We start from the raw sequence: 6,370 nt of genomic DNA, 5'->3' as shown, positions 1-6,370 counted from the left end.
TAAAATATTATTATCATTAAATATGGTTAATGAGGATAAAAACAAGAAAAAACAGAGAAAGTATGTAAAGTATGAAAGGTCTAACAGCAATTCACTATGGCATATAGAATGAATATAATAAAAATGAGAGATTAATAATAATCGGGGATGATGCATCGAGATTCATTGTGGGTTTAGGTGTATACAGTGAGGAAACAATAGATAATACAATAAATACATTAATAAAATCAATAGAACTATATGGTAAACCAAGGGAAATAATAACAGACCATGGTACACAATTCTTCTCAAATGGAAAGAATGGAATAATAGGAGATAAAAATAAGTTTCAACAATATTTGGATGATAATAATATAAAGCATATACTGGCAAGGGTAAATCATCCTGAAACCAATGGTAAATTAGAGAGATTAAATTATACAATTAAATCATTAAGGCCATATTTTAGTACATTGTAAGGGCTTGTATACCATTATAATTATGAGAGATGCATGATTCATTGTCAGATGGTGATAATATTGTTACACCTGTAATGGCATATAAATCCAAAATGGTTGTAAAATGAAAACTTATAAGTTTATAAAGTATATAAAGGAAATAATAATGGGACAACACAACTTAAAAAATAATAAATAAATTTATATATCAATACATTACAGTATAAAGTTTATTATGCTAAATTCGTACTAATTGTACTAAAATAGTAATAATTTTATAATACAAAATTATGTATGGTCAATGAACATAATAGAAAAAATCCTGAAAAGTCATTCTGTGGATAATTTAAAATCAGTCTCTCCCGGTGATATAGTTACTGTAAGTGTTGATAGGGCAATTATTGTGGATATGGCAGCCCTGCACCCTGAATTTGTAAATAACCCACCTATTAAACCATTCGACCCGGATAAAATAGCAATAATATTTGACCATTTTGTTCCACCCCCAAATATAGAGATAGCAAACAGGGTGAATAAATTAAGAAAACTTGCAAAAATTTGGGGCTTAAAGGATTTTTACGATGTTGGCAGGGGAGGCATTTCACATGTTTTTTCTGGAGAATCTGGATGGATTCTACCAGGTTCAATAATAGCAAATACAGATTCGCACACAGTTGCAACTGGAGCTTTTAATGCCATTGGAAGGGGTCTGGGGACACCGGAAATGATGGGTATTATTGCAACAGGCAAAACGTGGTTTATAGCAGGTGAAACTGTAAATGTTAGATTTATAAACGGATTAAAAAAGGGAGCTTCTGCAAAGGATGTTTTCTTTAAAATGGCAGAGATAATAGGCGATATTCCAAATATGAACATTGAATTTTCCGGTACTGGAATTAAAACGTTAAATATGGATGAAAGGTCATCGATATCAACAATGTGTGCGGAATTAAGTGCTGAATTTGCGGTGTTTCCTTTTGACGATATTCTTAAAGAGTATTTGGAAGGGATTGGCATTAAAAATTATAACCCGGTATATCCAGATAATGATGCTGAATATTATAAAACATATGAAATAGATCTTGATAATGTTGAACCCATGGTTGCCTTACCTGATAAGATAATAAACAATGTTAGGCCTGTAACAGAGCTTGGTAAGGTGGAAATAAATCTTGCGGTGGTTGGTTCCTGCGCAAATGGCAGGTTATCTGATCTTAGGGATGTATCTGAGGTTTTAAAAAATAAAAAAATAAATAAAAATGTCAGATTAATAGTAACACCCGCTTCCATGAAAGTTTATGAAGAGGCCATAAGACTTGGTTATATAGACAATATAATAAAGGCCGGTGGCATGGTAACAAATCCAACCTGTGGGGCATGCCTTGGAGGCCATATGGGCGTTTCCTCTGATGGGGACGTTGTTATAAGCTCAACAACCAGAAATTTTAAGGGAAGGATGGGGTCACCAAAATCCAGGATATATCTTGGATCGGCCAGGACCGTGGCACTTTCCGCAGTTAACGGTTATATAACTGGTGATGAAAATGAATAATATAACAGGAAGGGTATGGAAGTTCGAGGACAATATTAATACGGATTTAATGTATCCACAGATATGTTACACACTCCCGGAAAATGATAAGCCTTTTTACGCCATGCATGCAAACAGGCCTGGATGGGCTAGGATGGTAAATAAGGGGGATATCATAGCGGCAGGCAAAAATTTTGGAACAGGTTCAAGCAGACCTGCTGCTGATAATTTAAAAAATCTTGGCATTGCCTGCGTTCTGGCAGAATCTATTAACGGACTTTTTATGAGGAATTCCGTAAACTCAGGATTAATTTCCCTCGAGGTTCCCGGAATTACAGGCATGGCCGATGAGGGTGATACCCTGAGAATCAACTTTAATGGCAATTACATAGAGAATATATCCAACGGTAAAATTGTTAAATTCAGGCCGCTGCCAGAATTCTTAATGGAAATAATTGATGCTGGAGGCATAATAAATATATTGAAAAATAAGGGATTGCTAGGAGAACCATTATAATTTAAACGCTGGTTTTTATTTTAATTATCTCTTCAAGTTTTTTATTAATTGTGAGTATTAATGGAATAAATAAAACGGATAAAATTGCCATAGCAATCCATGCTAATTTATAATTGTATGCTGTATAGACTATTGTGAAAATTACAGGTATGACTGCCGCAACAAGAAGCTGCACAAAATTTACGAATGATAATGATAATGATATAAGGTCCCTTCTGGCCATATACCTTACAAAGGTGTATGTAACAGAAATGCCGTATACTGTTGACATGCCCATGGCAATAACAACAATAAGGATTTCAATATAATTAAAGATAAAGGCCGTAATTGCAAGAAGTGCTGCAATAAGTATGTTAAGGAGAAGAAAAACGCGAATTTTATGATCTGTTCTTGAAAAATGATAACCACCAAGAACACCCCCGAAAAATCCTATTAATAGATATATTGATGCCAGCGTGCTTGCCGTTATATGTGAAAAACTCAGTGATTCCAGATAATAAACAAAAAACTGGCCCATTATTGTTTCTGAAATCATGCTTCCAATGCCTATAAATGCTATGAATATAATCATTTTTGATGAAAAAACCTGCAACAGACTTTTTTTAATATTGGACCTCTCAGTTTTAATGTTTGGTATATTTTTAAATAATATATAGAGCACCAAAAAGAGCATTACCGTTATTATACCTGCTATTAAGAATGCATATCTGTATCCAATATAAATATCAAGAATGGCCCAGCCAATAACACCTGTGCCTGCGCCTATATTAAATGCGCCATTATACACACCAATATGAAATGAATATTTCTCGGATGGAACTATGGATGCCAGCAGGCTCAATGCCGGTGAGAAGAATAATGCGGCAGACATCCCTGCCAGAAATCTTGAAATCGATATTTCTAAAAAGTTTGTTGATAAACCTGAGGTTATCGCAAATATGCCAACAAAGAGAAGTCCAATTAATGATGTTTGTTTATCACCAATAAATGAGGAAAGGTAACCACCCAGAAGCTGAAATATAGAAATACCAATATAAAAAGAGGTTACCACCAGTCCAAGCTGCACGGAGGTTAGGTTCATATATGATTTTATATAAATTAGTGCGGGTGCTATATCCATCCAGTTAACTGCATATACTGCCCTTGCACTGTGTATGAGAACGGCCTTTCCCCTGTAATCCATTGAGGTAAATATATTGCATATTTATAAATATAATTATAAGTAAAGTATTTATTGATAAAACTTTTTTAACCTGTTCAATTCTTCTGTAAAATTATTAAGATACCCATCAAGAAGGTTTATTATTTTTGCAGAATTATAACTGCTAATACGCCTAAAATTTATAGAATTATCACTGGTATCCAGAACCGCATACATTGGTTTTAATATACCGTCACGTGGCTGTCCAAGACTGCCGGGATTTATGATCTTGTTCCTGTAAAACATCATAAAATGTGTGTGGCCAAGCACAATATAATCATATTTGTTAAAAAATTCCTTATCCCTAAATATTTTTTCAGCCTCAGATGCAAATACATAACCGTTTAAATTATTGTATGGTGAACCATGGGTTAAATATAAATTAAGGTTATCTATTTGAAAATCATAATTATTTTTAAATGTTTTTATAAAATTAATGTCATTTTCAGAAAGAAGCTTCAGTGATATTTCCCTGCGGGTTAATTCACTCAGTTGAAGCATATCTGCAGAACAGTTGCATGATGTATTATATGCAACGGCATAATCGTGATTTCCCATAATATTAATATCAGATTCAGACCTTAGAAAATCAATAACCTCTGCAGGCTGCGGGCCATAATCCACTGCATCCCCAAGAAAGATCATTTTATCATAGTTCTCAAGTTTATCAAGTGCCTTCAGTGCCTCATAGTTTCCATGGATATCAGATACAATAATTACCTTCATGCATTATAATGCATATTTAATATATATTAATTATGTAAGAATATTCATATGTAAAATTTTTAATATATATTATTTACATCCTCCCTTTTAAATATCTCTCCATGGAATGGCACTATAATTCTGCTTTTTAACCTTATAAGTTTGTGGTAAGATGTCACCGCCTCGTCATAATTATAACAAAAAAATCTAAAGGGAGGCATTGGATGCATGGTATTATTAATTGCATCACCTGCAATTAATATATCATTGTAAAGAACTGATATATGCCCTCTCGTATGCCCATGAGAATTTATAATTTTTAATTTCCCGAGATTCTGCTCCCTGCCAATTTTAATATCAATTTTAATGGGATCAAGCTTTATATTATTTATGCGCCTTACAGTATCATAGAATTCTTTTTTATTTGTATTTAATACTGATTTAACATCCCTGTATTTTAATTTAAAAATCATATAATTGTTGAGTGCTTCCTCCTCGTTTTCATGTGCTATCACCTTGGCTCCTGATATATTTTTTATTGCATTTACATTTCCGCTATGGTCAGGGTGGTAATGGCTTACAATAATATATGCAATATCGTTTATACTGTAGTGTATTTTTTTCAAAAAACTGGAAATTAAATCCATATTTCCCGGAAGACTTGTATCAACCATGACCAGACCGTTTTTATAGGCATTTTCAATGAAAACCACATTGTGGTTAAGTACAGTGCCAAAAAAATTAGGCTCCAGTATTTCAAGTATGTGTAAATTTTCAGTCAGTTTCATTGTGACCAAACCTTGGTATTAACTCTATCGGTACATCAAATCTTTTAATGCCATAATTTTTTATGCTTTTCCCTGCTATTTCCATTGTTGCATCTGCAATTTTATCACAGTATTTGCATACATTACAGTCCATTGAATTACAGTCATTATATTTAAAGAAGTTAATCCATGATTTTGGAAATTTTTTGTTATCTATCCTTACATCTCTTAATATCCTGTAATTATCCGGACCATTTATTTTTTCCATCACCCTTGGCATTGCATTTCCCTGGGGAAAACTTAAAAGGTTCAAAAGATTTCCATCATAATTTCTTTCAGAATATGCTTTTATTGATCTCAATATCCAATCTGTCCTTTTTGTCCTTGAGGCAATTTTAAATCTATCAATGCCTATTTTTTCATATTCGTATGTATCCTCAGGCCTTATCCAGCGCATCTTTATTATATTCCTTGGATCGTTAAGCACATCTGTGGAACAAAACATAATTGGATACTCAAACCAGAAGCTATTCTGCCCTGTAACTGTTGATTCAGAAGATACAATATCATGGGTTCTCCTGTACGGACAGCCAAAAAGGCATGAATTATCTGTAATAAGTTCAAGATCTATATTATTTTTCATTGCAAATTCATGTGCTGCCTCCAAAAATTTAAAATCGCGTGTGGTATCCTCATGAAGTATTATTGTATTTACACCCAGACCCGCGTATTCTTCAATTTCCCTCATTGATGATACACGTGCAAATGATGATACTGAAACATTCATATCTGGATAATCCCTTTTTATTTTTTTAATAAGAAATGGAAGTGCAACTATAAATCCATCAACATTCATATTAACAAGCCTGTCAATTTCAATATTCAACTTTTTATTGTATTCTCCTGAATACTCACCGGTATTTAGGGTTGCACTATTCATTACATATAAAAATTTAATTTTATGATCATGCATGAGTTCTATATGATTTTTAAATCCCTCATCCGAGATATCTGGAAGCAGAAATGCTGCCCTGCCATGGCCTGTTATTGTTTTTTTAAAACTTCCAAACATGTGTGTTACAGGATATTTGGATGCACCTTCTATTAAATTATCGTCAAAATTTGTTCCTACTACAAGTCTCATAATCTTATTTATCAATATTTAATATTTATTCCTTAATTTTTTTCTAAATATATAGATCGGAAGAGCGT

Annotated in this window: 6 protein-coding genes and 1 pseudogene; 3 read left to right on the top strand and 4 right to left on the bottom strand. The window is 33.0% G+C overall.

Going from position 1 to position 6,370, the window contains the following annotated elements:
* The 3 genes and pseudogenes from AOG55_RS09080 to AOG55_RS01320 all read left to right on the top strand — a co-directional run.
* A pseudogene (locus AOG55_RS09080) lies at positions 1–565 on the top strand (DDE-type integrase/transposase/recombinase); the annotation flags it as partial.
* A 173-nt stretch (positions 566–738) separates the two neighbouring features.
* On the top strand, positions 739–1,989 hold the full coding sequence (locus AOG55_RS01325; RefSeq protein WP_048101999.1) for a 3-isopropylmalate dehydratase large subunit: 1,251 nt from the start codon (positions 739–741) through the stop codon (positions 1,987–1,989).
* On the top strand, positions 1,982–2,485 hold the full coding sequence (locus AOG55_RS01320) for a LeuD/DmdB family oxidoreductase small subunit (RefSeq protein ID WP_048102178.1): 504 nt from the start codon (positions 1,982–1,984) through the stop codon (positions 2,483–2,485). Before AOG55_RS01325 ends, AOG55_RS01320 begins: the two co-directional genes overlap by 8 nt.
* Before the next feature lies 1 nt (position 2,486).
* Here AOG55_RS01320 and AOG55_RS01315 read toward each other — a convergent pair whose 3' ends face one another.
* Genes AOG55_RS01315 through AOG55_RS01300 form a run of 4 tightly spaced genes read right to left on the bottom strand, consistent with a single transcriptional unit; the run spans position 2,487 to position 6,302 of the window.
* Complete coding sequence (locus AOG55_RS01315) at positions 2,487–3,668, bottom strand: MFS transporter (protein WP_048102000.1); 1,182 nt, start codon at positions 3,666–3,668, stop codon at positions 2,487–2,489.
* Between the two features lie 48 nt (positions 3,669–3,716).
* Positions 3,717–4,412 (bottom strand): metallophosphoesterase family protein, encoded by a 696-nt coding sequence (locus AOG55_RS01310; RefSeq protein ID WP_048102001.1) that lies wholly within the window; start codon positions 4,410–4,412, stop codon positions 3,717–3,719.
* Positions 4,413–4,471: 59 nt separating this feature from the next.
* Positions 4,472–5,179, bottom strand: a complete 708-nt coding sequence (locus AOG55_RS01305) for an MBL fold metallo-hydrolase (protein WP_048102002.1) — start codon at positions 5,177–5,179, stop codon at positions 4,472–4,474.
* Entirely contained in the window at positions 5,166–6,302 is a 1,137-nt protein-coding gene (locus tag AOG55_RS01300; protein ID WP_048102003.1) for a peptidase U32 family protein, read from the bottom strand. The genes AOG55_RS01305 and AOG55_RS01300 overlap by 14 nt, the downstream gene beginning before the upstream one ends.
* Between the last annotated feature and the right edge of the window lie 68 nt (positions 6,303–6,370).

Origin of the sequence: Acidiplasma cupricumulans (assembly GCF_001402935.1) — an archaeon.
GTDB lineage: Archaea > Thermoplasmatota > Thermoplasmata > Thermoplasmatales > Thermoplasmataceae > Acidiplasma > Acidiplasma aeolicum.
This window is presented reverse-complemented; position numbering and strand designations above follow the sequence as displayed.